The organism is Arthrobacter pigmenti (assembly GCF_011927905.1).
Lineage (GTDB): Bacteria > Actinomycetota > Actinomycetes > Actinomycetales > Micrococcaceae > Arthrobacter_D > Arthrobacter_D pigmenti.
Genome location: NZ_JAATJL010000001.1, coordinates 440,188 through 462,605, shown reverse-complemented (window position 1 = coordinate 462,605; position 22,418 = coordinate 440,188). Strand labels below are relative to the sequence as shown.

26 protein-coding genes are annotated in these 22,418 nt (G+C 66.3%); 7 read left to right on the top strand and 19 right to left on the bottom strand.

The genetic code is table 11. The features are described 5' to 3' along the window. The first annotated feature begins 143 nt into the window (after nt 1-143). Nucleotides 144-1,676: a sodium:solute symporter family protein gene (locus BJ994_RS02265; protein WP_167991036.1), complete on the top strand. Its 1,533-nt coding sequence runs from the start codon at nt 144-146 to the stop codon at nt 1,674-1,676. Between the two features lie 82 nt (nt 1,677-1,758). On the opposite strand, the gene BJ994_RS02260 is transcribed toward BJ994_RS02265, so the two are convergent. From BJ994_RS02260 to BJ994_RS02250, 3 genes are read right to left on the bottom strand one after another with little or no spacing between them, the layout of a single operon-like run. Then, nucleotides 1,759-2,922, bottom strand: coding sequence for an AI-2E family transporter (locus BJ994_RS02260; protein WP_342450231.1), 1,164 nt, complete (start codon nt 2,920-2,922; stop codon nt 1,759-1,761). 57 nt (nt 2,923-2,979) lie between these two features. Next, a complete protein-coding gene (locus tag BJ994_RS02255) occupies nt 2,980-3,306 on the bottom strand; it encodes a DUF202 domain-containing protein (protein ID WP_167991031.1) in 327 nt (108 codons plus the stop codon). A 1-nt stretch (nt 3,307) separates the two neighbouring features. After that, nucleotides 3,308-3,706 (bottom strand): YidH family protein, encoded by a 399-nt coding sequence (locus BJ994_RS02250; RefSeq protein ID WP_342450230.1) that lies wholly within the window; start codon nt 3,704-3,706, stop codon nt 3,308-3,310. Nucleotides 3,707-3,924: 218 nt separating this feature from the next. Between BJ994_RS02250 and BJ994_RS02245 the strand changes: the two genes are divergently transcribed. Continuing rightward, nucleotides 3,925-5,040 carry a VIT1/CCC1 transporter family protein gene (locus tag BJ994_RS02245; protein ID WP_167991029.1) on the top strand — a complete coding sequence of 372 codons (1,116 nt, stop codon included), beginning with the start codon at nt 3,925-3,927 and terminating at the stop codon, nt 5,038-5,040. A gap of 119 nt (nt 5,041-5,159) precedes the next feature. On the opposite strand, the gene BJ994_RS02240 is transcribed toward BJ994_RS02245, so the two are convergent. The 7 genes from BJ994_RS02240 to BJ994_RS02210 all read right to left on the bottom strand — a co-directional run bounded on the left by BJ994_RS02240 (nt 5,160) and on the right by BJ994_RS02210 (nt 11,372). Beyond that, the gene (locus BJ994_RS02240; protein ID WP_167991027.1) at nt 5,160-6,026 is read right to left on the bottom strand and encodes a glycosyltransferase family 2 protein; all 867 of its coding nucleotides are present in this window, start codon (nt 6,024-6,026) and stop codon (nt 5,160-5,162) included. Beyond that, on the bottom strand, nt 6,023-7,510 hold the full coding sequence (gene rfaE2 / locus BJ994_RS02235) for a D-glycero-beta-D-manno-heptose 1-phosphate adenylyltransferase (RefSeq protein WP_167991024.1): 1,488 nt from the start codon (nt 7,508-7,510) through the stop codon (nt 6,023-6,025). Before rfaE2 ends, BJ994_RS02240 begins: the two co-directional genes overlap by 4 nt. Further along, nucleotides 7,507-8,910: an aldehyde dehydrogenase family protein gene (locus BJ994_RS02230; protein WP_167991021.1), complete on the bottom strand. Its 1,404-nt coding sequence runs from the start codon at nt 8,908-8,910 to the stop codon at nt 7,507-7,509. The genes rfaE2 and BJ994_RS02230 overlap by 4 nt, the downstream gene beginning before the upstream one ends. 91 nt (nt 8,911-9,001) lie before the next feature. After that, nucleotides 9,002-9,676 (bottom strand): DUF6766 family protein, encoded by a 675-nt coding sequence (locus BJ994_RS02225; RefSeq protein WP_342450228.1) that lies wholly within the window; start codon nt 9,674-9,676, stop codon nt 9,002-9,004. A 91-nt stretch (nt 9,677-9,767) separates the two neighbouring features. After that, nucleotides 9,768-10,181 carry a hypothetical protein gene (locus BJ994_RS02220; RefSeq protein ID WP_167991016.1) on the bottom strand — a complete coding sequence of 138 codons (414 nt, stop codon included), beginning with the start codon at nt 10,179-10,181 and terminating at the stop codon, nt 9,768-9,770. A gap of 11 nt (nt 10,182-10,192) precedes the next feature. After that, nucleotides 10,193-11,110, bottom strand: coding sequence for a Rieske (2Fe-2S) protein (locus tag BJ994_RS02215; RefSeq protein WP_167991013.1), 918 nt, complete (start codon nt 11,108-11,110; stop codon nt 10,193-10,195). A 31-nt stretch (nt 11,111-11,141) separates the two neighbouring features. Beyond that, the gene (locus BJ994_RS02210) at nt 11,142-11,372 is read right to left on the bottom strand and encodes a hypothetical protein (RefSeq protein WP_209066475.1); all 231 of its coding nucleotides are present in this window, start codon (nt 11,370-11,372) and stop codon (nt 11,142-11,144) included. 124 nt (nt 11,373-11,496) lie between these two features. On the opposite strand from BJ994_RS02210, the gene BJ994_RS02205 reads away from it, so the two are divergent. Together BJ994_RS02205 and BJ994_RS02200 are read left to right on the top strand one after the other, a co-directional pair. Further along, entirely contained in the window at nt 11,497-11,703 is a 207-nt protein-coding gene (locus BJ994_RS02205; RefSeq protein ID WP_167991011.1) for a YegP family protein, read from the top strand. A 59-nt stretch (nt 11,704-11,762) separates the two neighbouring features. After that, nucleotides 11,763-12,863 (top strand): glycosyltransferase family 9 protein, encoded by a 1,101-nt coding sequence (locus BJ994_RS02200; RefSeq protein ID WP_167991009.1) that lies wholly within the window; start codon nt 11,763-11,765, stop codon nt 12,861-12,863. 142 nt (nt 12,864-13,005) lie between these two features. Here the strand turns inward: BJ994_RS02200 and BJ994_RS02195 are convergent, their stop codons facing one another. After that, entirely contained in the window at nt 13,006-13,257 is a 252-nt protein-coding gene (locus BJ994_RS02195) for a hypothetical protein (protein WP_167991007.1), read from the bottom strand. A 180-nt stretch (nt 13,258-13,437) separates the two neighbouring features. On the opposite strand from BJ994_RS02195, the gene BJ994_RS02190 reads away from it, so the two are divergent. Together BJ994_RS02190 and BJ994_RS02185 are read left to right on the top strand one after the other, a co-directional pair. Beyond that, nucleotides 13,438-13,674 (top strand): hypothetical protein, encoded by a 237-nt coding sequence (locus BJ994_RS02190; RefSeq protein WP_167991004.1) that lies wholly within the window; start codon nt 13,438-13,440, stop codon nt 13,672-13,674. Further along, nucleotides 13,607-13,969: a type II toxin-antitoxin system PemK/MazF family toxin gene (locus BJ994_RS02185; protein WP_209066473.1), complete on the top strand. Its 363-nt coding sequence runs from the start codon at nt 13,607-13,609 to the stop codon at nt 13,967-13,969. Before BJ994_RS02190 ends, BJ994_RS02185 begins: the two co-directional genes overlap by 68 nt. A gap of 20 nt (nt 13,970-13,989) precedes the next feature. On the opposite strand, the gene BJ994_RS02180 is transcribed toward BJ994_RS02185, so the two are convergent. Then, nucleotides 13,990-14,460: a P-loop nucleotide/nucleoside kinase family protein gene (locus tag BJ994_RS02180; protein WP_209066471.1), complete on the bottom strand. Its 471-nt coding sequence runs from the start codon at nt 14,458-14,460 to the stop codon at nt 13,990-13,992. 470 nt (nt 14,461-14,930) lie between these two features. Between BJ994_RS02180 and BJ994_RS02175 the strand changes: the two genes are divergently transcribed. Further along, complete coding sequence (locus BJ994_RS02175; RefSeq protein WP_167990998.1) at nt 14,931-15,497, top strand: NUDIX hydrolase; 567 nt, start codon at nt 14,931-14,933, stop codon at nt 15,495-15,497. A gap of 109 nt (nt 15,498-15,606) precedes the next feature. Here the strand turns inward: BJ994_RS02175 and BJ994_RS02170 are convergent, their stop codons facing one another. From BJ994_RS02170 to BJ994_RS02140, 7 genes are all read right to left on the bottom strand, one after another. Continuing rightward, nucleotides 15,607-16,302 (bottom strand): SDR family oxidoreductase, encoded by a 696-nt coding sequence (locus BJ994_RS02170; protein WP_167990996.1) that lies wholly within the window; start codon nt 16,300-16,302, stop codon nt 15,607-15,609. Between the two features lie 19 nt (nt 16,303-16,321). Then, nucleotides 16,322-17,758, bottom strand: a complete 1,437-nt coding sequence (locus BJ994_RS02165; protein ID WP_167990993.1) for a PfkB family carbohydrate kinase — start codon at nt 17,756-17,758, stop codon at nt 16,322-16,324. Then, nucleotides 17,759-18,367 carry a D-sedoheptulose-7-phosphate isomerase gene (locus tag BJ994_RS02160; protein WP_245192355.1) on the bottom strand — a complete coding sequence of 203 codons (609 nt, stop codon included), beginning with the start codon at nt 18,365-18,367 and terminating at the stop codon, nt 17,759-17,761. A 74-nt stretch (nt 18,368-18,441) separates the two neighbouring features. Continuing rightward, nucleotides 18,442-19,752, bottom strand: coding sequence for a glycosyltransferase (locus tag BJ994_RS02155; RefSeq protein ID WP_167990990.1), 1,311 nt, complete (start codon nt 19,750-19,752; stop codon nt 18,442-18,444). Then, entirely contained in the window at nt 19,749-20,750 is a 1,002-nt protein-coding gene (locus BJ994_RS02150; protein WP_167990988.1) for a glycosyltransferase, read from the bottom strand. The genes BJ994_RS02155 and BJ994_RS02150 overlap by 4 nt, the downstream gene beginning before the upstream one ends. Continuing rightward, nucleotides 20,747-21,817, bottom strand: coding sequence for a glycosyltransferase family 9 protein (locus BJ994_RS02145; RefSeq protein WP_167990986.1), 1,071 nt, complete (start codon nt 21,815-21,817; stop codon nt 20,747-20,749). Before BJ994_RS02145 ends, BJ994_RS02150 begins: the two co-directional genes overlap by 4 nt. Next, entirely contained in the window at nt 21,814-22,344 is a 531-nt protein-coding gene (locus tag BJ994_RS02140) for a D-glycero-alpha-D-manno-heptose-1,7-bisphosphate 7-phosphatase (protein WP_167990983.1), read from the bottom strand. The genes BJ994_RS02145 and BJ994_RS02140 overlap by 4 nt, the downstream gene beginning before the upstream one ends. Nucleotides 22,345-22,418 lie beyond the last annotated feature (74 nt).

Here is a 22,418-nt window from a genome sequence, read left to right as displayed (position 1 = left end):
GTCCTTCCGGAGGCTGAATCACGAGCATACCGACGTGCTCCCAAGACTCACACTTGACCTGTTAGTTCCATCACAACTAGCCTACAGGGAAACATCTGTTGCCTATAGGTGAATCTTCCCCCAACGGAAATAGCAGGAGAACCATGGAATTTCTCAATGTCGCCATCGTGGCGCTGTATCTGGCTTCGATGCTCGCGTTCGGCTGGTGGGGCAAGTCGCGTACCAAGAACACCAGCGACTACCTGGTGGCTGGCCGACGCCTCGGTCCGTTCCTCTACACCGGCACCATGGCCGCCGTCGTCCTGGGAGGCGCTTCCACCGTGGGAGGCGTGGGGCTCGGATACCAGTTCGGCATTTCCGGGATGTGGCTCGTGGTCGCAATCGGCACCGGCGTGCTCGTGCTCAGTCTCTTCTTCGCACCGACCATCCAGCGCCTGAAGATCTACACGGTCTCCCAGATGCTCACCCTCCGCTACGGCCACGAGGCAACCAAGGTGGCCGGCATCGTCATGCTCGCCTACACGGTGGTGCTGTGCGCAACGTCCACCGGCGCCTACGCGACCATCTTCGTGGTGCTGTTCGGACTGGAGCGCTGGGTAGCCATCGCGCTCGGCGGCGTCATCGTTCTGATCTACTCGACCGTGGGCGGCATGTGGTCCATCACCCTGGCCGACATGGCCCAGTTCATCATCAAGACCATCGGGGTCTTCGCCCTCATGCTTCCCTTCTCGCTGTCCGCGGCCGGCGGTTTCGACGGAATCCGGGAACGCGCGGGCGAGGAATTCTTCAGCATCACCGGCATCGGTGCGCAGTCGATCATCACCTACTTCGTTGTCTACACGCTCGGGCTGCTCATCGGTCAGGACATTTGGCAGCGCGTGTTCACCTCGAAGACTCCCGGCGTGGCTCGTTGGGGCGGCACCACGGCGGGCATCTACTGCATCCTTTACGGCGTGGCCGGCGCGATGATCGGCATGGCCGCCAGCGTCCTCCTGCCCGTCCTTGAGAACACCGACGACGTGTACGCGCAGGTTGCCATCGAGATTCTCCCCATCGGCATCGGCGGCCTGGTCCTCGCAGCAGCCGTCGCGGCCATGATGTCCACCGCGTCCGGTGCGCTCATCGCGGCGGCGACGGTGGCCAGCGCCGACGTCGTTCCCTTTGTACGGAGCTGGCGTCGCCACGGCCTGCGAGGCGGCGCGGCGGTGGCAGGCCAGGGGAGCAAGGAGGAGAACCCCGGGCACGACGTCGCGGGCAACCGTCTCTGGGTGCTCGGTCTTGGCCTGCTCGCGGTGGCGGTCGCGATCGTGCTGAATGACGTCGTCGTAGCCCTCACCATCGCCTACGACATCCTGGTGGGCGGCCTCCTGGTCGCCATCCTCGGCGGCCTCGTGTGGAAGCGGGGAACCGGACCGGGCGCCGCCGTGTCGATGGTTGCGGGTTCGGTGGTAACCCTCGGGACGCTGGCGGTCTACGCGGGCTTCAGCATTGGCGACGGGCTGTACGCCAACGAGCCGATCTACTTCGGGCTGATCGCGTCCGCGCTCTCCTACGTGATCGTCTCGCTGTCCACGAAACCTACGGATTCAGCGGTGATGACGGCGTGGAACCGGCGTGTTGCCGGCGACGTCGAGGAGGAAGTGCCCGTCGAGGGCCCGACGACGCCGGTCCGGTAGCAGGTTTTTCACAGAAACTGCCCGCGGGTTCAGGCCTGCCGCTTCGAACCGGCAGCCCTGAACCTACGGGCAGTTTCTACGATTATGATCCCTGCGAGTGCGATGGTCCGCCAACGCTGTCCTGCTCCGCAACGTGGCCCGGGTCCGGTTCCTCGCCCTCAACCTGATCCGGATCTTGTGACGTTTCCTCCGCGTTCCACGCCTTGATCGCTGCCCAGGTCACGGCGGCCAGCGGAACCGAGAGAATGGCACCGACAATTCCGGCCAGGATGGTGCCCGCGGTGAGGGCCAGCAGGATCACCAGCGCGTGGATGTTGAGCGAGCGCCCCATCACCACCGGCTGCAGGAAATTTCCTTCCAGCTGGTTTACGACGACGACGACGATAATCACCATCAGCGCCACGAACGGCCCGTTGGCCACGAGTGCGACCAGCGCGGCCAGAGTCCCGGCAACAGTGGCGCCGACCAGCGGCACGAAGGAACCGATAAACACGATCACGGCCAGCGGCAGGGCAAGCGGAACGCCGAGGACAAACAGCGCGATGCCAATGAACAGTGAATCCACCAACGCAATGATCGCCGTCCCGCGCACGTAACCGCCGAGAACCTCGAGGCTCTTGTGTCCGACGCGCTGCGCCCGGGCCAACCGCTCCCCACGGAAAGCACGCAGCATGAACGCCCAGATCCTGTCGCCATCCTTGAGGAAGAAGAAGAGGATGACCAGCATCAGCGCAAGACCGGTGAGGAACTCACCGGCCGCCGTCAGCCCGGTGAGCGCTGTGTTGCCAAAGGTGGAGCTGGTAACGAAGTCGATGAGCGATTGACGGGCACTCTCAATCTGCTCGGCATCGATGGGAATGGGGCCGGTCTGGATGAAGTCGTAGACCTGCTGGAAACCCTCGTTGGCTCGCTGCGTCAGCTCGTCCAACTGGCTGCGCACCGCGAACACGATGCCGGTGATGACGCCGCCCAGCACAACCAGCAGCAGCAGGAACGAGAACGCGGTGGCCAGGGCACTCGGCCAACCCCTGCGGCGAAGCATGTTGACCAGCGGACTGATCGCCGCGGCGAGGATCAGGGCCAGCAGCAGCGGGATGACCACCAACCGGATCTGGATCAGGCCGAAGATGGACACCACCAGCACGGTGATGAGCAGAAGTATCTGGGCGCTGCGGATGCTCGCCCTTCCCAAGCCGTCTTTCCAGGGGCTGTTCGGCGAGGCCTTGGTGTCGCTTCGGTACTCCACGGGCACGGTTCCTTGCTGTCTGTTGGGGCAGGTCGGTTCCTACCCTACGGGCCGAGACTACAAAGGGAGGAACAAAACGGTGTAGATACCGAGCCCGCCGAGTGCCAAAACCGCACCCGATGTGCACAGAACCGCTGCAACATCCGCTTGGAGACGCCCGCGGATCACTCCGGCCACGCTCCGCGCATACCGCACCCGTTGGCTCAGATAGATACCGAGCGCGGCGGCGAGCGCCGTGAAGACCAGCGTTCCTGCAAACCAGCCGTGAGCCGGAACCCAGCGCAGGAAGAGCAGGCTCGCGCCGACCAGCGCCGTCATGGTTCGCCCCCAGGCCAGCGACGTGCGCTCGGGCTGCAGCCCCGCATCGCGGTTGGTGGTCGTCATTTCAGGCGGCCCGCACCAGCACAAACACAATAACGACGGCGGCAACCACAGTTCCGCCGAGAGCCAGCAGCGGCGCCAGGAACGGCAAAGGCAGCGGCGAGCCGTGGCGCATGGCCCGCTCGACGTTGAGCCACCGGAAGCATGCGACCGCGGCAATGATCATGGCGAGCAGGAGCAGCAGGACGGCCAGCGTGGTCCGCAGCGCGGGCACGAAGATGTCAGCTGTAAAGGCTTCGACGGCGATGCCTCCCGCCATAAGCGCAAGGGAGGTGCGGATCCAGGCGAGGAAGGTGCGCTCATTGGCGAGGGTGAACCGTGGGTCGGGTTCGCTGCCGCCGCGCAGAAGGCGCCGAGCGAGGGCGCTGCGACCGCCGTCGTCGTCGTTCGGTGTTGATTCCACAGTCAACAGCGTAGCGCCGGGACTTCAGCGGCCGGGCACCCCTGACCGATCCGGTAGGATGGGCTTTTGCGAAGGGGAGTAGCTCCGGGGCGTGACGCTCCGAGGCCTGTCGACATACTGGCACTCAGCGATGAGGCCCGGCAGTCCACCGCGTAGGCGGCGAGCGAGACCTTCGGCCATGCATTCGTTAATGGCCGGAGCCCCAAGACGCCCTGGCCATGGAAGATCAGGAGCCGTCCGTGACGCCCCAGGAAACCCGCACCCCCGCTGACATCAGGCGTTGGCGGCAGTATCTGGCCGACGAGCGCGCTGAAGCCGCGACCTACCGCTACCTTGCGCGCAAACGGACCGGCGAAGAGCACGAGATCCTCCTTGCACTCGCACAGGCTGAAGGCCGGCACGAACAGCACTGGCTGAAGCTGCTGGGCGACGACGCCGGTAAGCCTGCCCGCCCGTCGCTCCGCAACCGGGTCCTCGGGTTCCTTGCCCGCCGCTTCGGGTCCGTTTTCGTGCTTGCGCTTGCCCAGCGTGCGGAGGGCCGCTCGCCCTACGCGGCGGATCCGTTTGCCACCAACGCCATGGCCGCCGATGAGCAGATCCACGAGGAGGTGGTCCGCGGGCTCGCCACGAGGGGCCGCAACCGTCTCTCCGGGAATTTCCGTGCGGCGGTTTTCGGCGCGAATGACGGCCTGGTGAGCAACCTGGCACTGGTCATGGGCATCGGTGCCACAGGCGTTTCGAGCGCGTTCGTCCTGTTCAGCGGTCTCGCCGGGCTGCTTGCCGGGGCATTGTCGATGGGGGCCGGCGAGTACGTGTCGGTGCGGTCGCAGCGGGAGCTGCTCGCGGCGTCACGCCCCACCCAGGTCACGCTTACCGCGGCCAAGGAACTGGACATCGACGCCAACGAGTTGGTGCTCGTGTACCGGGCGCGGGGTATGTCCCTCGAAGCCGCCGAACACCGCGCCGCCGAACGGATGGGCCGGTTCACCTGTGACTGCGATCCGAGCCTTTCCCTCCAACCCGAGCGCATGGAGCAGCAGGACGATCACGAAACCGTCGGAAACGCAGTGGGAGCAGCCGGAGCGAGCTTCTGCTTCTTCGCCTCCGGGGCGCTGATCCCTGTGCTCCCCTACCTGTTCGGCCTGACCGGCGTTGCCGCCGTCGTCGTCGCCTGCACCCTGGTGGGCCTGGCGCTGTTGGGGACGGGCGCCGTCGTCGGGCTCCTCTCCGGCGCGTCGCCGTTCAAGCGGGCGCTGCGGCAGCTGGCCATCGGACTCGGCGCTGCCGCAGCGACCTACCTGCTGGGACTGGTGTTCGGGGTGTCAGTGGCGTAACTCAGGCGTCCTGCGCTGTGCACGTAAGCAACGGAACCGTTTACTCACCGCGCTCGGGGCTGCGTTGATGGCGCGGCGGATGCGTGAAGGCAATGGATCCGCAGGTCGCGTGCAACCGGCTATTCCCCCGAAGTCCCGTGCACGACGTCGGCCGCATCCGTTGAGCGGTCCGCCACCGTGGTGGGCGCCTCGAGATGCACGGCGCCCGACGGCAGGATTCCCGCGCCACCATGCCGCTCCAGCACGCGCCACTGCGCCGCGATGTCCTCGCCCGCATGGTTGGACGGCAGCTCGTCCCAGAAGTCGAAGCCGCCGCATTCAACGAGCGCCGCGCGGTCGAAGATGACGCATCCGCCCACCCACGCGATTTTGTAGAGCCGCCAGCCGGAGCTCGGAATGTCCATGCCGGCGGCGGCATGGGTCAGGTTGGCGGCATTATGCAGCCGCCAACGCTGAAATGCGGGCTCCTCCTGACGGACGCGTTCGGGTTTCACGCCGCCCTCCCACAGTTCGAGCGGCTCCAACTCGTGCTCCCGATAATCATCGAGGTAGGACAGCCCTTGTACGGCGGCGCCCACAAACCCGCACCCGGCTGACGCCAACGCCTCGGACATGCGGCGCAGCATGTCCGGCTCCAGCCAGACGTCGCTGTCAAGGAAAAGAACCTGCGCGCAGCGGGACTGATCCAGAAGGAACTGCCGCTGCTGCGCCATGCCGCGTCTAGGAAGGTTGCGCTCAAGCTGCACCTCACGGCCCTGTGCCTGCAGCACTCGCACCATCGCCGACACCGAGGGCGACTCCCAGACAGGCACATCCTCAGTTTGGTCGCTGATGATCACGCGGAACGACGGCGAGTCCTGGCCCGCAAGCCCGGCCAGCGTCACGGCGAGCTCCGCGGGCCTGCCGAACGCGGGAATCAGCACGTCCAGCTCCGCATCGAGAGGCGGAGCCGCCCGCCCCCACTGCCCGGACCCTCGACGGCTCATGACGCTGCGGAGGGAAGCGTCCGGATCTTCTCGACGACCGCCGTCGTCGAATGTTCGGGCACGTAATCGAGGATGCGCACCACTCCCCCGAAGCGTTCAACCACCGGCGCCTCCTCGAGCATCTGCGAGGAGTAGTCACCGCCCTTCGCGTAGATGTCCGGCCGCAGCGCTTCAATCAGCGGAACGGGTGTGTCGGTATCGAAGACCGTCACAAAATCCACGCAGCTCAGTGATGCGATGACGCCGGCGCGGTCGGCGATACCGTTGATCGGCCGGTCCGCGCCCTTGAGGCGCCGCACTGATTCGTCGCCGTTCAGTGCCACCACCAGGACGTCGCCCAGCTGCTTCGCCTGGGTCAGGTAGCGGGTGTGACCGCGGTGCAGTACGTCGAAGCACCCGTTGGTCAGCACAATCCGGCGGCCCTGGTCCCGGTGTTCGGCAACCCGCCGCAGCAGTTCATCGAGCGATAGCGCCGCCGCAGAAAGCCCGCCGAGGTACTCCGTGAGATCCGCGGTTGAGCACACCGAGGTGCCCGGACGCCCGACGACGACGTCCGCCGCCGCCTGCGCCAGGTCCAGCGACGTGGTCATCGGCATGCCCGCTGCCCGTGCCGCGGTCAGGCAGGCGACGAAGGTGTCCCCCGCACCCGAGGCCTGCTTCTCCGACGCCGGCCTCGCCCAGGTCCGGTGCCCCTGGCCGTCCGCCGAGAGCAGCACAGTCCCGTCCCGGTCCAGGGTCACGACGACGGCGCCCGCCCCCGTAGCGTCGAAAAGCTCGCCACAACGCTCGGTGACCACGCCGCTTCGGTCCCTCACCCCGCTGAAACTGGCGTTCAGGAGTCTGGCCGCTTCCTGCGCGTTCGGGGTCACGATGTCCGGGGCAAGTTCCGCCCACGGACGCGGATCGTGGGCGTCCACCACGGTGAGTGCCTCCCCGATGTGCGTCGCGAGCGCTTTCCGCACGCTCGTCTCCAGCGCACCGGAGCCGTAATCACAGACGACGACGGCGGCGCTCCCCGCCAGCGCGTCCGGCACCGCCGCTGCCAGTGCGGCGATCGCGGCCGCAGTCGGTGTGCCGTCGCGGTCATCGAGGCGCAGCATCACCTGGTCGCCTCCAATGATGCGGTACTTGGTTGTTGTGCGGATCCCGTCCGTGGCGAGGAGAGCGGAGGTGTCCACCCCGGCGTCGTCCAGCAGGCTGCGGAGGCGGCCGCCGGCGTCGTCGTTGCCCACCAGCCCTACCAGCCGTACCCGGGCGCCCAAGGCGGCGAGGTTCATGGCGGTGTTCGCGGCGCCTCCCGGCGCATACTCCCGGCGCTGCACGTCCACTACGGGAGCGGGCGCTTCACGACAGAAACGTTCAATGCTTCCGCTCCACCAACCGTCCAGGATCACGTCGCCCACAACCGTGACAAGGGGTGCGGACTCCGCCAGCGCGACGGGCACCCACTCGGCCAGGCCGCGCGCCTCACTCAGCTCACTCATGGGGCAGCCCGTCCGGGTGCCTGGAGGTGCACCACCTTCACCCGCGTGAACTCGTCCAGCAGCTCTGGGCCGTAACCGAATCCCTGGCCGCTCTCCCCGCGGGGCTGCGCTGAGCCGCCGGGCGCGCCGCCGAAGACCGCGTTGACCTTGACCGTCCCGACCTGAAGCGCCGCGATAGCCTGCTGGGCGTGTTCGATGTTCGCGGTGAGGACGTTCGCGGCCAGGCCGTACTTCCCGGAGGCGGCCAGTTTGAGGCCCTCATCAAAACTGCCCACACGGGTTACCGGCGCCACCGGACCGAACGTTTCCTCGGCCATGATCTCCATCTGCCCAGTGCAGTTCAGCAGGACAGTCGCGGGGTAGTACGCGCCGGGCCGGTCCGGAACGGAGCCGCCTTCAGCCGCTTCGGCTCCCATGCGGATGGCGCCATCGACCTGACTTGCGACCGCCTCCCGCATCCGGCGGTCCACCAGAGGCGGGAACGTCCCGGAGGCGTTTCGCTGGCGTGCCTCCCGGGTGAGCGCTTCGCAGAAGTCATCGGCGATTGCCTCGTGCACGTAGATCCGTTCGACGGCCGTGCAGATCTGCCCGACGTTGCTGAAGGCCCCGATAGCCGCCTGTTCCGCTGCCCAGGCCGGGTCGACGTCGTCGTCAATCAACAGCGGATCATTGCCGCCGTTCTCCCTGAGCACGTGCGCGCCGGTAAGCACGGCGGCGCGCGCGATCCGCGCGCCCGTCGCGCTGGAACCCACGTGCGCGTACACGTCGATACCGGCCTCCATGGTAATCATGGTGCCAACCTCCGGGCCGCCGGTGAGGGTGGTCAGCACCCCCGGCGGGAAACACGGCGAGAGCAGTTCGCCGAGGAGCCGCCCGACGTGCGGACAGCGCTCGCTGGGCTTGTGGAGGACGGTGTTGCCGGTGACCAGTGCCGCGCCAAGCAGACCCGCCGCCACGGCCACCGGGTCGTTCCAGGGTGTGAGGACGGCGGCCACTCCGCGGGGTTCGGCCACGGTGTAATCGGCGGCGAGGGCCGAGCCGCGCAGGCTGTGGCCGCGATGCAATGGGCCGAGTTCGGCGTACTGCTCCAGCGTCCCCGCGCCGGCTTCAATCCCGGCGAGCGCTTCATCAACGGGTCGTCCGGTTTCCCGGCTGTTCAGGTCGGCGAGCCGATCAGCGCCGTCGCGAAGCGCACCCGCGGCAGCGCGCACGGAAGCCGCCCGTTCCGCGGGGTCAACCGCGGCCCACTGTTCCTGCACACCCCTGGCAAGCTGCACCGCCAGGGCAACCTGCTCCCGGCTGGCGGACTCGACCGTGCCAACCTCGCTGCCGTCCCGGGGATCAACGATGGTGAAGGTGGCTTCGTCTGCTGGGGCGATCGTGTGGGGCTCGCTTGTCATTGCGCTCCTTGTAACTGGCGGGTGTAACCTCCGTGCCAGAGAAGTACCCAGGAGCGCCGCGGTTTACACAGGTCGACGGCGAAAAGCGTGCTCAGCCTTCCTGTGCCGTCGCCGAATGCTCCGCGCCGACCGGCTTCGACTCAGGTGATCCCCGTTGCCGGAGGTAGATCGACAGGACAGCCATGCTGCCGACGGCCAGGAATTCCGATTGCCAGTTCTGCAGGGTGCGGTTCCAGAATTCGGGTGAGCCGAGGTACTCCGCGAAGCCATACGGGTCCTGCAGGTTGGCCAGCTGCTCCTCGTTGAAGGCGACCCGCCCGGCGAGGTACTGCACCAGCCAGGACAGCAGGAAGATCAGGCCCATGACTATGCCGAGCGAACGCGAGAAGACAGCTAGCCGCCAACCGCCGGCTTTCGCCCACTCTGGGGACTTCGCTTCGGCGTACTTGCCGACCTTCTGTTCCTCGTCGGATTCCCTGCCTGTCTTGTCCAGCTCCTTCGATTCGGGTGACCCCTTCTGAACGAACCAGACGGTCGCGAAGATATAGAGCAGAAACTGAAGGTACTCGGACTGCCAGTTCTCCGAAACATCCACCGCGAACGCAGACGAGGTGAGGTAGCGGCCCAGCCCGATCTGATCGAGGCCGCTCGCCACCTGCTGCTCGTTATACAGTGCGACGCCCGTGAGGGCCTGCCCGATCAGGGCGAGCAGGAAAATAACGCCGAAGAAGATACTGAGGCTGTTGTTGCGGATGGTCCCGCGCACGCTGCTCACCGTTGCATCACCGCGAGGACCACCATGTAGATCAGGCCCGCGCTGATGAGCGTCAGGTAAGAGATGAACATGCCACGCATTCTCAGTCCCCCTTTACTTCGCAGTCATAGGGCCGGTCTCCGCGCGGCGTGCAGCCCGCGGCGATCACCAGCCAGTCTTGCCCGCTTTCGGTCAGGAAGAGCGCATCATCGGGAAACTTCACCTGTGCGTTGCGCCCGTAAACCTCGACGACGGCGGGATCACCCGCTGCCTCCAGGTCCACTTCGCTGAGCGCATCCGGGCAGGACGCCTGTGACGTCGATTCGAGCTCCTCCACGGTTGTCGGGGCGAGCAACCCGCAGGCCGCCTCTGTATCACCGCCGGCGATCGCTTCCTGGAACTGGGCGGCGGTATCTCGCGCCCCGTCAGCGGAGCTGCCGCAGCCGGTCAGCGACAGAACCGTCAGACCGACGACGACGGCGCGCGGGCGCGTCAGCTTGCTTCGTTTAGTTGTCACATCTGTTGACTTTACCGACGGGCGTCTGCTCCGGTGACAGGCTCGCTGCGCAAGCTGCCGGGGTCATCGCTTGGCCGGATTTCGATGCGGCCATTCACGGTGCGAACCTCGAAGGTACGTTGCGGGCGGGTTGCCGGTCCCCTCGCGACCTGCCCGTCCGTCAACTGGAACCGGCTGCCGTGCCAGGGACAGACCACGCAGCCGTCCTCGATTGTGCCCTCATGCAGGGGGCCGCCGCGGTGGGTGCAGCGGTCCGACAGGGCACGGATCTCGCCGTTCGCACGGATGAGCAGCACGGCCACACCACCTGCGTCAACGCCGATGGGTTTGTCACTGACCTCGTCCTCACCCGCCACGTCGGTCCAGTCAGCCGGTGGCACCTCGAACGCCGTCGTGTCCGTTCCAACCCCGCGGGCGTAGGCAAGGTGACCGCCCAGCCATCCGGAAGCGGACACTGCGGCCATCCCAAGTGCTGCCGTGACCACTCCGGTGCGACGGGCGTTCCCGCTGCGCGCTATGGAACTGCCAGTGAACAGTGCAATCGCGGTGAGGTTTAACGCTGCATGCACTAGCCCAACCCGGCGTTCAGCGCCCTGCGTGTCTGCCCATTCGCTTAGCCCGGTGAGTACGGTGGGCACCGCCGTGAGGTTCCCCAGGTTGATCAGCCGGCGCGCGGCTGTGCCATCGGAATTGGGCGCCGCTACGTCCAGGTAGAACGCCGACGCCCACGAGCCCAACGGAAGCAGCACGATGATCGGGTGCGCGGGGTGCCCCGTTCCCGTCCCGCTGAGCACGTCCTTGATTGGTCCGGGCTTCAGCCACTTATTCACCAGTCCTGCGACCTTGTCAGCCGGTCCGTCCAGGAACTCCGCGCGCTCCACGCGGTCGATCACGCTTTCAACCACGGTGTTGATGGTGGCAAGTGACATAGCAGCACTCCTTCTCTGGGGTTGGTATGGGCTAGCTGGAGACGTCGTTCTCTATTTCGTCGGCCATGTCGTCAACCTTCTCCGGCCGCAGGTGCACTCCGGCTTCGTCGAGCCGTTCCTCCAGAACGTGCGCGACGTCGTCTTCCACGTGTCCGAGGCGGATTTCCGCTCGCACGTCCTCTGCAACGTCATTGACGGTGGCCTCTTCGTCCGCCTGCGATATGTCGTCATTCACGGTTTCGGGGTTCTCCTGCGCAGCCATTGCTGCCTCCTTCGCTCAGTGCACCTGCAACGTCCATCACACCGGATAGATAAACAGTAAGCTTAGTAACTGGCTCTGTCGACAGCAGGTCGAGGCAGGGCGTGTACGGACGAAGGAGACTCACATGGCCGGCAGGTTTGAAATTTACGTGGATGACAACAGGGAGCTGAGGTTCCGGTTGACCGGCGACGACGGCGCTACCCTCATGACCAGCGAACCCTACGCAGACAAGCAGACCGCTGTCGATGGCATCGACGGCATCCGCAATTGCGCCTCGACCGCGTTCATCACCGATCTGACGGAATCGGAAAAATCCCCATCGAGTCAGTAGAAATGACTTGAAATCCGCGAAATTTTAGTCATTTCTACTGACTCGATGAGGGGGTGAGGATGTCCAACGGTGTTGGTCCGGTGCTTGAGAAGTTTCCGGATGTCCGCCGGATCGCAGTGCTGCGCGGTGGGGGTCTTGGGGATCTCCTGTTCGCGTATCCGGCCCTGGACGCCCTGGCCTCGGCTTATCCAGGCGCTGACATCACGCTTCTCGGTACACCTTTGCATGCCGAGCTTCTGCGGAACCGTCCGGGGCCCGTGCAACATGTCGAGGTGCTCCCGTACGCACCAGGCGTCCGCCCGGGTGAGGAAGATCCCGCGGCCACAGCCGAGTTTGTCGAACGTATGCGTGCGCAGAGCTTCGATCTGGCCGTCCAAATCCACGGCGGCGGCCGCAACTCGAACCCGTTCCTGCTGGCCCTTGGCGCACGCCATACGGTCGGAACCCGGACTCCGGACGCACCGGCCCTCAACCGCAACCTGCCCTACATCTACTACCAGAACGAGTTCCTGCGCGCGCTCGAAGTGGTTGGCCTTTCGGGTGCCGCTCCGGTTTCCCTTGAGCCGCGCTTCACCGTCACCGAAGATGAGAAGGCTGCGGGATTGCGCCTGGCGGGGCGGCGTGCCCGTCCGCTCGTGGTGATTCACCCGGGCGCAACGGATCCGCGGCGACGGTGGCCGACGTCGTCGTTCGCTGCAGTGGCCGCCATGGCGGCCCGGGACGGCAACGACGTCGTAGTGGTGGGTGACGACAGCGATCTTCCCGCCGCGCAGGAAATCCTGGAACGCGCGGAGGAACCCGACAGGATCCGCTCGCTGGCGGGTCAGTTGTCCCTATCAGAACTGGCCGGGGTGCTGTCGGTGGCCTCCGTCGTCGTCGGTAATGACAGCGGTCCGCGGCATCTCGCCCAGGCCGTTGGCACGCCGACGGTCGGAGTCTATTGGGCGGGCAACGTCATCAGCGCCGGCGCAATGGGCCGTATGCTGCACCGGGTTCATATCGCGTGGGTGATCGAGTGCCCGGTGTGCGGCGTGGATGTCACCCAGGTGGGCTGGACCGCTGAACGCTGCGAGCATGACGAATCGTTCGTTCAACAGATCCATCCCGACGCCGTCTACGCGGATGTGCGCGAACTTGCGTTACATAAGGGGCAGGATTGACGGCAAGCGGCTTCTTCGGCGATCTCCCGCTTGTCCGGCTCCCAGGCGGAACGAATCGTGCTATCGCGTGCGCTGCTGCGCGGTAGCGCGCAGGTGACCGACACTGTCCCGGCTATTCGCAATACCGCGAGCATCTTGAGGCTCAGGAGCCCCTCGCCACGCCTTCCTCATCCTCGTAGCGATACTCGTGACGGAGCTTGCGGTACTCGCGGGCGAAGAAAAAAGCAGCCAAGGCCGTGAGGGCCACGCCCGCAAGCGCTAGGAGCAGAAGCGCAAGGTTTCCCTGGACCAAACCGTAGTACGCCGCAACGAGGGTTAGGCCTGCGAGTCCAAGAACCTGCATCGTGTACAAGATTTTTCCGCGCCTTACGGTCGGATGGACGAACTTGGTCATCGTTGGCTCCTCCGCTCAATCGCCGGGCCACCCCGGCGTGACAGCGACACTGTGGCATCTTCAGCAACAGCCGAGCAACAAAGTCCCGCCTACGTGCGGTTATCGCCAGTCGGTGCCGTTGGTGTGTCCAAACGTTCGTCCTCCCTCACCCGAGCGGTCTACCAGGAGTAGACTTTCGTTATGGCCGATACCACCACTGTGAAAGTACGAAGGAGCACTCGCGATCTCCTCCTCCAGGTTGGCGCCGCCCGGCGTGAGAGCGCCGACCAGGTCATCGTTGCTGCCTTGGCTGCGATGCACCGCGACGAACGCCGCCGGATCGCGGCAGCAGAGGCTCGCGCCGTCAAGGATGATCCGGCTGATCTGGCCGAAGTCCGGGCAATCCAGCAGGAGATGGCTGCGCTGCGTGAGGGGTGAGGTTTACAGGCTCCCCGCGCGAGGCAAGGGCCACAAGCAGAAGGGTCGGCGCTACGCGGTCGTGGTGCAGCCGGACTGGCTTAGTCTCAGTACCTGGATCGTGGCGTTCACCAGCACCAGTGCACGAGAGACCAGCTTCCGCCCGCCTGTACTCATCGCCGGTCGGCAGACATTGGTGATGTGCGACCAACTCGCGACTGTCGATTTGAATCGCCTTACGGATTCCGTTGGGTTTCTGACAGTCGACGAGATGCAGCGAGTCGACGAAGCCCTCGCTTTGGTCCTCGATTTGTAGTCCAGCGTGCCGCTGACATGCTAACGAATGATGTGCAGCGGGCCTTCTTCCGCGGTCGGAGGCTCGAACGTGTCAAAGTACTCGGCCGCTGTTTCCTCGCTCAGTTTTACCTCGTTCGGGGCAGTGCCGCTCCTGGCCCGCATGCGCTCAAGAACTACGTTTCGCGGAGTCGCAAGGTACACCGTCACCGGTGTGACTCCCAACCCAATTAGTAGATGCCGATAGTCGTTCCGCATCGCCCGCGACCAGAACGAGAAGTCGAGGACAACGTCCCTGCCTGCGTTCACATAACTGACCAAGTGGTTTCGGAGGTGGTCCTCAATCGCTCGGGCAATGGAGGCTGAAAGCGGATGACTCTTGTAGCCGCGGATCCACGCCTCTTCATCGATCGACAGCCTGATGAAGCCCTCGTCCTCCAGTCGTCGGGCCCACGTTGACTTGCCAGACCCCGCCGGACCACACATGAACACCACACGACTCACGTTCTTCATGATAGTGACGCACGGAAACCGCGTCCGTAGGCCGACGGCATCGCAGCGCAGCGCAAATGATGAACTGTCTAAACTTGGAGCAACCTTTGGTTGCGTGCGGGTGGAGCCGAGCCGTGGGAGTACGACGTCGTTCTCATGGACACAACGGATTCGATGTGGGCCTACAAACGGGATGGACGTGTAGGTCGCCCAACCGGGGACATTCTTTGGACCCTCGATGGGATTAACTATCTGAGACCCGAAGTTCAGTTGTTGCACAAGGCCCCCGGACTACGGCCCAAGGACCAATCGGACTTCGAATCGTGCTTACCCTTGCTGGACGATCTGGACCGACAGTGGCTCAGGTCCGCCTTGCAAGTCGCCCATCCGGATCACCCATGGCTCATCGGGCTTTAGGGCTTCCCATGTTTAGGCGGAGTCGTAGAAGACCGTCCCGGAAGCATCACCAATGAAGGCCATATGCTGACGTAATGAGTTCTTCCAGCGCCCCGCATGCGCCGAATTCCGATGAGTGGTGGGACGTCACCGATGAACACGGGCATCCGACCGGGCAGACGTATCGCCGAGGAGACCCTGACTGGCCTTCCGGCCGCTTCCACCTCATCGTTGCAACCTGTATTTACCGACATGATGGTGCAGTTCTTCTTACGCAACGATCAGCCACCAAGGAATTCCCCCTAACCTGGGAGTTCCCCGGCGGAAGTGCGTTCTCTGGGGAATCGAGCAAGGATGCTGCTCGGCGGGAGCTTCGCGAAGAAACCGGCCTTCAGGTTCCCGCCAGCGGTTTGATCTTCGTGGAGCGCTTTCGCGAGTCCTCAGCACTAATGGACCTCTACACGGCGCCTGCGGGACAGGAAATCGAACTGACACTCTGCCCGGACGAGGTGGCCACCGCCGAATGGGTGACATTGGACGAGCTGCAATTCAGGCTTCAGGCGGGCGAAATGGCACTGCCCTGGAAGGCTCGGTTGGAGAAGCTCTGGACCCCACTCGTCGACGTACTCCGGGAAGCGCTTTCTGCTGCCAGGGCCACGTAACGGTGGTTCCAGCATGGACGGCGCAGACTGACCGGGCCGCAAGGAAACTGCCCGTACGTGCAGTTTTTGTGTCCAACGACGGAAGACGCCTTCTGCGGCGGGGACTACGTTACGGCCATGAACCCTCTTCCTCATGGCAGATGAGCATCTGGCGCACTTCGCACCCACGCGGCTGCGACAGCGCGAACAGGATCGCTTCGGCCACCCGCGCCGGATCGTTGAGCCGTGAGTTGTCCTGCGGCTTGTACTTCTCGTCGCGGTCGTCGAAGAACTTGGTCTCCATGCCCCCGGGAATTATCGTGGTCACTCCAACCTCCCCGGCCATCTCGGCCGCGAGGGCATGGCTGAACCCGACAACGCCGAACTTCGACGCGCAGTAGGCCGTCGCATCGCCCACCGCCCGAATCCCGAGCGTGGATGCGATCGTGATTACCCGACCATGCGAGCCCTTCAGGTAGGGCAGCGCGGCACGGACCGTTGATACGGTTCCCAACAGGTTGACCGCGAGCACCTTCTCCCACTGATCCGCCGGCACGTCCTCCAGGCGTCCGCACCGGTCGATCCCAGCGGCGGTGACGACGGCGTCAAGACCGTCGAGCGTCTCCGCCGCCTCCTGCACCGCGCGGGTCACGGCCTCACGGTCGGCGACATCCACCTCGAGCGCCTTCACACCCGAGGTTCCGCTGATGTCACGGTCCAGCACCACAGGGGTGCCACCGGCCTCGAGAACGCGCACCACAACCGCTGCGCCGAGTCCTGAGGCACCGCCGGTGACCAGTACGCGTCCGGGGTTAAACGTAGACATGTAAGTCCTTTCTCCTGAGTTACCCAACCTCGGCGAGCGCCGCGGCCAGGGAAGTGGTTGATCGGGCAGGTATATAGGGGACGGTGACGGTCTGGCCGCCCCAGGAGCGCAGGAGCGCCGCTTCCGGCAGGTCCGCAGCCGAGTAGTCGCCGCCCTTGACCCAGATGTCGGGCCGCAGGGTGGCCAACGCTTCCTCCGGTGTGTCTTCGCCGAAGATGTACACGGCATCAACGCATTCCAGGGCCGCGAGGAGCTCGGCGCGGTCTTCTTCGCCCATAATCGGCCGCTCGGAACCTTTGAGCCTGCGCACCGATTCGTCCGAGTTCATGCACACGATCAGGCAGTCACCCAACCGGCGCGCAGCGGCGAGGGTTCGGGCGTGCCCCGCATGGAGCAGGTCGAAGCACCCGCCCGTGGCAACCACGGTTCCGCCCGCCTCCCGCGTGGCGTGGGCAACCTGGAGCGCGTCGACGGCGGGACCCCGCAGAGCGGTCGGCGCCGGGTCCACGGTCAGGGACGAAACTCCGCCGGAGCCGAGGAACTCCGCAGCATCCTGAACCGCATCCTGGGCAGCTTCAGCAAGGTCAGCGCCCGCACCCAAACGAAGTGCAAGGCTCGCACAGAACCGGTCCCCTGCCCCGCAGGGATCATCCACCTGGACTACCGGAGCGGGCACCAGGTGCGGCAGCTCACCGTTCTCACCCTCCCGATGGATCAGCGCGCCCCGGTTCCCCAGCGTGACGATAACCGCCCGGCTCCCCCACCGCTGCTGCAGGGCGTGAGCGGCATCGGCAGCGGCGCGCACGACGTCGGCCCCTCCCTCCGAGCCCGACGCGCCCGACGGCCCCGACGGCCCCGACGGCCCCGGCCCACCGCACGCTTTCAACGCCTCGGCGAGGTTCGGCGTCACCGCCGCGACACCGGGAACGGGGTCAGCGCCGGACGGGTGCGGATCCCAGATCACCGGCACCCGAACCGCCATTCGTTCAAGCAGCCCGCGCAGCTCAGGGTTGGCTGGAAGTCCACGCCCGTAATCAGAGACGAGGACGACGTCGGCCGCCTCCACCGCGCTCAGCATTTCCGCGCTGACGCCGGGGATGGGGGCAGCACCGCATCCCTCGTCGAAGCGCACCACCGCCTGATTGCCGGCGCGGACACGCGTCTTGACCGGGGTGGGCGCGCCGGAGGGACCCCAGACGAGCGGAAGGTCGCCGAGTTCTTCGCGGAGGCGCCATGCGGCGTCGTCGTCGGACAGGACGGTGACCAGCTCCAGGTGGGAACCGGACCGGGCGCGCAGGTCCCGGTGCAGCATGCTTGCCACCAGCCCCGCACCGCCTGCCCGCCGCCGGGCGTTCGATACATCAACCACGGGTACCGGCGCATCCGGGCATAACCGCCCGGCGTCTCCGGAGAGGTCCACGTCAAGGAGCACATCCCCAACAACGACGATGTTCATCTAGGCCTCCCGTCCGCGGCAGCGGGCCACTTCGGCATCGAATGCCCGGCACAGCGCGTGCAGGGCGATCAGGTGGCCCTCCTGGGCGTTGGCGGACCGCGCGTCCACTGCCACGTGCTCGTCGCAGACGTCGGTCAGCGGGTTGGGACCCGGCCCGGTCAGCGCCCAGCTGGTAATACCGGTTTCGCGTGCGGCTTCAGCGGCACGCAGCAGGTTCGGGCTTTTACCGCTCGTGCTCAGGAGCACCAGGACGTCGCCGCTGCGGCCGTGGGCACGCACCTGGCGGGCGAACATGTTCTCGTACCCGTAGTCGTTCGCGATTGCGGTGACCGCTGAGGACTCCGCGTGCAGGGAAATCGCCGAGAACGGTTCCCGTTCGCCGTCGAACCGGCCCACCAGTTCCGCGGTCAGGTGCTGCGCCTCAGCCGCCGACCCACCGTTACCGGCAGCGAGCAGGCGCTGGCCCCCGAGAAGGCGCCCGGCCAGCTCCACGCCCCAGCCGGCCAGGCGACCGGCGGAGGACTTGAGGGACTCGACGGCGGGAAGCACCTGCTGCAGGTGACCCAGAACGGCGTCCAGTGCCGCGGCGCCGGCGTCGTCGTCAGTCAGTGGAACCGGCGGTGGCGGAACCGGGGTCAGTGGTTGCCGGCGTCCGGGACGGAACAGTGCAAGGCGTTCGGCGCTCACTGGGCGCTCCTTCCAGAGGCCTGCAGACCCGCGGTCCACAGGACGCGCCCGGCTGGTGCTCCGCGCCGTCGTCGTGCTTCGGAAGTTCCGCTCGCCTGGTTGAGGGTCAGTTGGTACACCTTCTCTGTATCCAGCGCTATCCGGTCCCAGGAGTAGCGTGCATGAACGCGGGCGTGGCCTGAGCGGCCTAGTTCGCGTGCGGCGTCGGGGTCGGCAATCACCTGTCCGATCGCGTCCGCGAGCGCTTCCGAGTCCCGCGGGGGTATGTGCAGGCCGGTCTGGCCGTCAACCACCGAATCGATCAGGCCGCCCACCGCCGCCGCAATCACCGGGACGCCGCAGGCCATCGCCTCGAGCGGCACTATGCCGAAGGGCTCGTACCACGGCGCGCAGACCACGGCGTCAGCGCTGCGCAGCAGGGTCGGGATGCGCTCGCGCGGCACCTGTCCCAGCATCACCACGCGGTCCGCCACGTTCAGATCCTGCGCCAACGCCCGAAGCCGGCGCGCCTCAGGGTCCTCGTCGAGCCGGGCGGCCTCACCGGCTCCGCCCACGATCACGAGTTCGACGTCGTTCATTCCACGCTCCGCCAGCTCCCGCAACGCACGGATCACCAGGTCCACGCCCTTGCGTGGGACAAGCCTGCCGATCGTGACGAGCCGATGTTTCCGCCCGCGCTCCTCCACCGGGCCGTCAAGGCCGAACAGGCCGAGGTCGACGCCGCACGGCGCCACCGAGACGCGGGTCCCGTCGACGCCCATCGCCTTGAGTTCGAACACCTCGTCCGAGCAGGTTGCGATCACCCGGTCCGCGTTCCTTCCCACTGACGGCTCGAGCCATTCGCGTTCCTTGGGGCTGGTGTCCTCGCTGCCCTGGTGCCGCCGTTTGACGGTTCCCAGGGCGTGGAAGGTCTGCAGCACCGCAATGGACTGCCCGAACTGTTTCCTGCCGGCCGCGTCCAGGGCCGCCAATCCTGACATCCAGAAGTGACCGTGCACCACATCAGGAGGCGCGAGCTCCCAGTCGGCGGCCATGCCGTCCGCGAGCGCACCCATGTAGGGCAGCAGCTCATCCTTCGGCACCACCTCCGGCGGACCGGCATCAACGTGGACCACTTCCAGTCCGGGGCTGACCTTCACCCGCTCCGGGAGGTCGGTGCTGTCCCTGCGCGTGTACACGCTCACGCTGTGCCCGCGCCGGGCCAGCGCGCTGGAGAGCGCCGCGACGTGGACGTTCTGCCCGCCCGCATCAACGCCTCCCAGTGCAGCCAGCGGGCTTGCGTGCTCCGACACCATGGATATTCTCACTGTGCTCTCCTCTCAGGAACTGCAAGAATGCGGGTACGTTCCGCAGTGCGCGCCAGGACCTCGTTCCAGGCCTCAAGGAACGCATCGAGCCCGTAGCGTTCAAGCGCTACCTGCCGTGCCGCCGTTCCTCTGGCGCGGGCTTCGTCGGGATCCTCCATCAGCAGCCGAACCATGGCGCACAGTTCATCGACATCCGTGGAGATTGCACCGGCCTCCGGCGGCACGGCCCGAGCGGCCTCCGTGGTTGCCAGCGCGACGACGGGAAGCCCCAGGTGCATCGCCTCCAGCAGGGACAGCCCCAGCGATGTCCACCTCATCGGGTGCACGTAGGCACGGCGGCGGGCCAGTTCGGCGTGCAGCGAATGCGTCGGGAGATCCCCGCAGACGGTGAGCTCGTCCGGTCCAAGACCGAGGGTTGCGGGCAGCTTCTCAGTGCCCATGCCGAACACATCCAGGTGCGCGGCCCGGGCAAACCGGGGAAGAAGATCTGTGCCGGTGACCCTTCCGCGCCGGACGGGCTCGTTGACGACGGCGGCCAGATGGTCCAGCTCCCCGGTGTAGCGGTGGCCGGGATCCACGATGCCGTGTTCCACCACCATGGTGGGCGTCGTCCCGCAGTCCCAGAAGACGTCATTGAAGTGGGTGACGTGGACAACCGGAATCTCCGCCTGGCCGGTTAGCGGATGCCTGGTCGAAGGTATGTCTCCCTTGGGCGTGTTGTGCTCCAGGAAAACTGCCGGAATATCCCGGCCCGGGCGCCGTCCAAGGAGCAACTCACACTCAGCAAGCTCCTCGGTGCGCTGCAGCACCACCACGTCGAAGTCGTGCTCCCGCAGGTCCTTGGGCGCCACCTCGATCACGGACTCCGGCCAGTCACGCCCGGCGCGCCCCAGCCCCCACGGACCGCCGTCGGGCGTTGTCGGAAGCACGTACTGGTGCGGGCCGCGGACGAAGGCATCCGTCCAGCCGCCGTGTACGTGCCACAGCAGGATTTTCATACGTGCCTCGTTTCTCTTCTCGCCGCTTGTCTGCTGACCAGGGACGACACCCCGGCGACCAGCCGCTCCACCGCGGCGAAGGCTTCCTCCGGTGCCACGTTCGTCAGGCAGGGATGCCCGGGGACGGGGCAGGTGCGCGCACGCGTCTGCCTGCACGGCGCGTGCTGGTCGCCGAGAAGTTCCAGCGGCACCCGATAGGGAGCCCACCGGACGGCGGGGACCACCGGAGAGAAGAGGCTTACCACCGGGGTGGCCACGGCGGCCGCCAGATGCGCGGGGCCTGTATTGCCCGTGACGACGGCGGACGCTCCCGCCAGAACCCCGGCCATCGTCCGCAGATCGGTCCGGCCGCCGAGGTCCACGCCGTCGGGTCCGGCAACCGTGGCAGTCAGCTCCCGCTCACCGCGTCCGCCGGTGACGACCACGCGGTAGCCGGCACCAATGAGCAGCTCCGCGAGCGCAGCGTGGTGCAAGGCGGGCCAGGCACGTGCCGGAACCGCTGCTCCGGGGTGCAGGACCACGTAGGGTTCTTCCCCCGTCAGCCCGGCGGTGTTTGGGGTGTCGCGCACGTGGAGGCGGCCGTCGTCGTCGTTGGGCAGGCGGTAACCCGCAGCGGCGGCGATGCCGAGCGCACGTTCGGCTTCGGGCTGGTCCTCCGGGAAGTCTTCTCCGGGCTTCAGCCGGATGTCCAGAAGGCTCCCGGGATAGTCGATGGACGCGCCGGTGATCCGCTCCACGCCGGCCAGCCGCAGCAGCATCGCCAGCGGCAGCGGGGACTGGTGGAACGAGGTCAGGATAACGGCGTCAGCAATGTACGCGTCCTGGATGGCGTCCACGAGGGTATCCAGATGCTCGCGCGTGACCTCCGGTGCCGGGGCGGTGATCCAGGGACAGTCCCAGACGACGACGTCGGACACTCCCGGAAGAAGATCGGCCGCCGGCGCGCCCTGCGGCCCGCACAACATAACGACGCCGGCGCTGTTCGCCGCGACCGCCCTGACAGCCGGCCCGGAGAGCAGCACATCACCGACGCTATCCAGCCGTGCCACAAGCACCCGGCCGCTCATCTGCGCCCCTCCCCCGTCAGGAGGTTTACCGCCGAGGCGAGGTCCGTGGCAACCAGCGGCGCGGCGTCGATCTCCTCCTGCCGTGTTACGGAGGTGGGCACCAGCACGCCGATCGCTCCGGCGGCGGCAGCGGCCTCAACGTCCGTGCCGATGTCGCCGATAAAAGCCACCTCCGAGGGGTCCAGTCCCAACTGTTCGCAAGCGTTGAGAATCATTCCGGGTGCAGGCTTCCGGCATACGCAGCCGGAATCCGGGCCGTGCGGGCACAGCTCCCAGAGGTCAAAGGGCCCAAGCAGTTCATCCACCCGCGCGTTGACGGCGTCCACCTGCTCACGGGTAATGAGTCCGCGCGCAATGCCGGACTGGTTGGTCACAACGCCGAGGGGCAGTCCCGCAGCCCGGAGTCCGTCCAGCACGCCGGCCACGCCCGGGATGGCTTCGACCCGCCCGGGATCGCCGTTGTACGGCACGTCAACCACCAGGGTGCCGTCGCGATCCAGGAGGACGGCCTTCGGCTTGCAACTCATACCCGCACTGTTCCCGAACTCGCCGGCGCCTAAACACTTCCGGCCGAAGAAGTTGGTTTCTGGCAGGATCCGTA

Bases quoted from the DNA above. Each gene is read 5' to 3' on its own strand.
- BJ994_RS02200 (WP_167991009.1), top strand. From the start codon at position 11,763: ATGTCCAACGGTGTTGGTCCGGTGCTTGAGAAGTTTCCGGATGTCCGC.
- BJ994_RS02205 (WP_167991011.1), top strand. From the start codon at position 11,497: ATGGCCGGCAGGTTTGAAATTTACGTGGATGACAACAGGGAGCTGAGG.
- BJ994_RS02190 (WP_167991004.1), top strand. From the start codon at position 13,438: ATGGCCGATACCACCACTGTGAAAGTACGAAGGAGCACTCGCGATCTC.
- BJ994_RS02140 (WP_167990983.1), bottom strand. From the start codon at position 22,344: ATGAGTTGCAAGCCGAAGGCCGTCCTCCTGGATCGCGACGGCACCCTG.
- BJ994_RS02245 (WP_167991029.1), top strand. From the start codon at position 3,925: ATGGAAGATCAGGAGCCGTCCGTGACGCCCCAGGAAACCCGCACCCCC.
- BJ994_RS02145 (WP_167990986.1), bottom strand. From the start codon at position 21,817: ATGAGCGGCCGGGTGCTTGTGGCACGGCTGGATAGCGTCGGTGATGTG.
- rfaE2 (WP_167991024.1), bottom strand. From the start codon at position 7,510: ATGAGTGAGCTGAGTGAGGCGCGCGGCCTGGCCGAGTGGGTGCCCGTC.
- BJ994_RS02240 (WP_167991027.1), bottom strand. From the start codon at position 6,026: ATGAGCCGTCGAGGGTCCGGGCAGTGGGGGCGGGCGGCTCCGCCTCTC.
- BJ994_RS02230 (WP_167991021.1), bottom strand. From the start codon at position 8,910: ATGACAAGCGAGCCCCACACGATCGCCCCAGCAGACGAAGCCACCTTC.
- BJ994_RS02180 (WP_209066471.1), bottom strand. From the start codon at position 14,460: ATGAAGAACGTGAGTCGTGTGGTGTTCATGTGTGGTCCGGCGGGGTCT.
- BJ994_RS02195 (WP_167991007.1), bottom strand. From the start codon at position 13,257: ATGACCAAGTTCGTCCATCCGACCGTAAGGCGCGGAAAAATCTTGTAC.
- BJ994_RS02165 (WP_167990993.1), bottom strand. From the start codon at position 17,758: ATGAACATCGTCGTTGTTGGGGATGTGCTCCTTGACGTGGACCTCTCC.
- BJ994_RS02215 (WP_167991013.1), bottom strand. From the start codon at position 11,110: ATGTCACTTGCCACCATCAACACCGTGGTTGAAAGCGTGATCGACCGC.
- BJ994_RS02255 (WP_167991031.1), bottom strand. From the start codon at position 3,306: ATGACGACCACCAACCGCGATGCGGGGCTGCAGCCCGAGCGCACGTCG.
- BJ994_RS02175 (WP_167990998.1), top strand. From the start codon at position 14,931: ATGAGTTCTTCCAGCGCCCCGCATGCGCCGAATTCCGATGAGTGGTGG.
- BJ994_RS02150 (WP_167990988.1), bottom strand. From the start codon at position 20,750: ATGAAAATCCTGCTGTGGCACGTACACGGCGGCTGGACGGATGCCTTC.
- BJ994_RS02170 (WP_167990996.1), bottom strand. From the start codon at position 16,302: ATGTCTACGTTTAACCCCGGACGCGTACTGGTCACCGGCGGTGCCTCA.
- BJ994_RS02185 (WP_209066473.1), top strand. From the start codon at position 13,607: ATGATCCGGCTGATCTGGCCGAAGTCCGGGCAATCCAGCAGGAGATGG.
- BJ994_RS02265 (WP_167991036.1), top strand. From the start codon at position 144: ATGGAATTTCTCAATGTCGCCATCGTGGCGCTGTATCTGGCTTCGATG.
- BJ994_RS02210 (WP_209066475.1), bottom strand. From the start codon at position 11,372: ATGGCTGCGCAGGAGAACCCCGAAACCGTGAATGACGACATATCGCAG.